Source organism: Ilyobacter sp., from assembly GCF_041583315.1.
In the GTDB taxonomy this organism is placed as follows: domain Bacteria; phylum Fusobacteriota; class Fusobacteriia; order Fusobacteriales; family Fusobacteriaceae; genus Ilyobacter.
The window spans coordinates 1-2320 of the sequence record NZ_JBFHGC010000463.1; the positions used below are offsets into that span (position 1 = coordinate 1).

Annotated in this window: 3 protein-coding genes and 1 pseudogene; 2 read left to right on the top strand and 2 right to left on the bottom strand. The window is 33.7% G+C overall.

Features of this window, described 5'->3' with window-relative positions:
• The first annotated feature begins 62 nt into the window (after positions 1–62).
• Together ABZA26_RS12935 and ABZA26_RS12940 are read left to right on the top strand one after the other, a co-directional pair.
• Positions 63–557, top strand: a complete 495-nt coding sequence (locus tag ABZA26_RS12935) for a cyclic nucleotide-binding domain-containing protein (protein WP_372714925.1) — start codon at positions 63–65, stop codon at positions 555–557.
• A gap of 44 nt (positions 558–601) precedes the next feature.
• Positions 602–1057: a superoxide dismutase [Ni] gene (locus ABZA26_RS12940; RefSeq protein ID WP_372714926.1), complete on the top strand. Its 456-nt coding sequence runs from the start codon at positions 602–604 to the stop codon at positions 1055–1057.
• Positions 1058–1071: 14 nt separating this feature from the next.
• On the opposite strand, the gene pgl is transcribed toward ABZA26_RS12940, so the two are convergent.
• Together pgl and ABZA26_RS12950 are read right to left on the bottom strand one after the other, a co-directional pair.
• A complete protein-coding gene (gene pgl / locus ABZA26_RS12945) occupies positions 1072–1737 on the bottom strand; it encodes a 6-phosphogluconolactonase (RefSeq protein WP_372714927.1) in 666 nt (221 codons plus the stop codon).
• Positions 1715–2320 (bottom strand): annotated as a pseudogene (locus ABZA26_RS12950) (glucose-6-phosphate dehydrogenase); the annotation flags it as partial. The gene pgl and the pseudogene ABZA26_RS12950, both read right to left, overlap by 23 nt.

Here is a 2320-nt window from a genome sequence, read left to right on the forward strand (position 1 = left end):
CGATACAGAATGTACATTAGTTTAGGTATTATAAAGCTGCAAAACTTAAAGAGGTGATATTCATGACAAAGGAACTAATGCCCCTGCTGGATATAGAAAATATTCTCCCTATTTTAAATAAAATATCTATTTTTGGAGGATTAGATGATAAGCAGCTCTATTTTCTATTTAAAATTTTAAAACAATCCAATTATAAAAAGGGAGAATACATTTTCAAACAGGGAGAACTCCCGTCCCATATTTACATCATACAAAAGGGTCGGGTACGATTTATAGAGGAGGTTGATATGACCGCTTACCAGATTTTTGAATTTGGCGAAGGGAACTGTATAGGGGAAGCCTCCGTTCTTAGTTTACAACCACACGCTGTATCTGCTGTTGCATGTGAAGACAGCGTTATTATTATTCTTTCAAAAGAAGAATTTTTTAAAATTTTTAAAAAAGACAAAAATCTTTTCAGTATTCTCATCTTAAACATAACAAGGGAAATTTGTAGACGTCTTAAAAGCAGCGATGATGTTTTACTCCATTATATAGACAAAAGCAGATGCAGTTAGAAACCTTATCTCTATTCATATGCAAGTTCAGGAGGTGCATATTTATGAACAAATTTCTTTTACTTTTTTCTCTTCTTTTTCTCATTCCAAATTATTTATTCGCCCATTGTGAAGTACCTTGCGGGATTTATGACGACGAATTAAGATTCAAAGAGCTTTATGAAAATACAGCCACCATCGAAAAATCTACAAAAATAATAATTGAAATTTCAAAGGACAAAACTCCGGATTATAACCAGTTGGTTCGTTGGATAAATACCAAAGAAATTCACGCTGAAAAAAATCAGGATATAGTTTCCCAGTATTTTTTGCATCAGAGAATTAAACTAGCAGATAGTCACAGTCCAGAATACAAGGATTACATACGATCTTTAGAGCTTCTCCACCGTATATCTGTATATTCAATGAATACTAAGCAGTCTACAGATCTCAAAAATATAGAACTGTTAAAAGACTCCATTCACGATTTTCAACATCATTATTTAAAAGAAGATAAGTAGCGGATATAATTCCGCTACTTATCTTCTTCATTTATAACATATATTACATTATCAATTACAAAAGAGGCCGGGTATTCTTTTCCGGACAAAACTAAATCTAGTATACATTTTTTATCTTTTTTTAAAATAAACATTTTTTTTCTGCAGGTGTTTATTACATCTAAACCCAGGCTTATTCTGTTATACTTATGTAATTCACTTTCCAAGGAAGGTACAACAGTTCCGGACATATTCAAATTATCAGAAAAAATTGATGCAGTATGCCCATCTTTTCCCATTCCTAAAATTATCAAATCAAAAGAATTTTTATTATCTTCTATAAAATCTTCCACCTCTTTTTCATATTCTATTCGACTAGTTTCCAGACTTTCCATATATTTTACGGTTCTTACATTTTCAGTTGGTATATCTATCTTACTCAAAAGATTTTCCCACAAAAGTTTATAGTTGCTGTCTTTATGATCCGGTGGCAGATATCTCTCATCCACCATGAAAACATCCACATTTCCCCAGTTTATTTTCATCTTTACCAAACGTTTAAAAAGTTCTTTTGGAGTATCTCCTCCTGAAAAAGCCACGGAAAAACATCCTTTTTCTTTTATCGAATTTTTATATTCCTCCAGAAATATTTCAGAAGCTTTATCAAAAAGTTCCATCTCACTCTTGGTTTTTATCACCATCTAAGACCACCTCTTCATGAAACTCACAGGTATTTCCAAATCTCCAGCATCTTCCGTCTCTCTCTAAAAGAACTTCTGATTTCTCGGGTCCCCATGACCCGGAGAAATAATTTGGAAGTTCTCCCTGATAGTTGTGTTCAAAATATTCATTTATAGAATCCACAACTTCCCACATAGCCTCTATACTGTCCTGTCTTGCAAACAAGGTCAGATCGCCTTTTACACAGTCTAAAAAGAGCCTCTCATAGGCGTCTAGCGATACAATATGAGCCAAGTCCTTATAGTTAAAGTCCATCTCCACCGGATGAGGAAAATTTTCACTGCCTGGATATTTTAAGTTTAATCTGACAGATATCTTTTCTTCAGGCTGTATAGATATTAAAATTCCGTTTGGGACTATCTTATTATACTTATCCCCGAAAAGTTTTAAAGGAGGCTGTTTGAACTGCAGATATATCTCCGTAACTCTTTTTCTCAACCTTTTTCCTGCCCTTATGTAGAAAGGTACATCTGCCCACCTCCAGTTATCTATATAAAACTTTCCTGCAATATAAGTTGCCATCTTGGATTCTTTCCCGACATC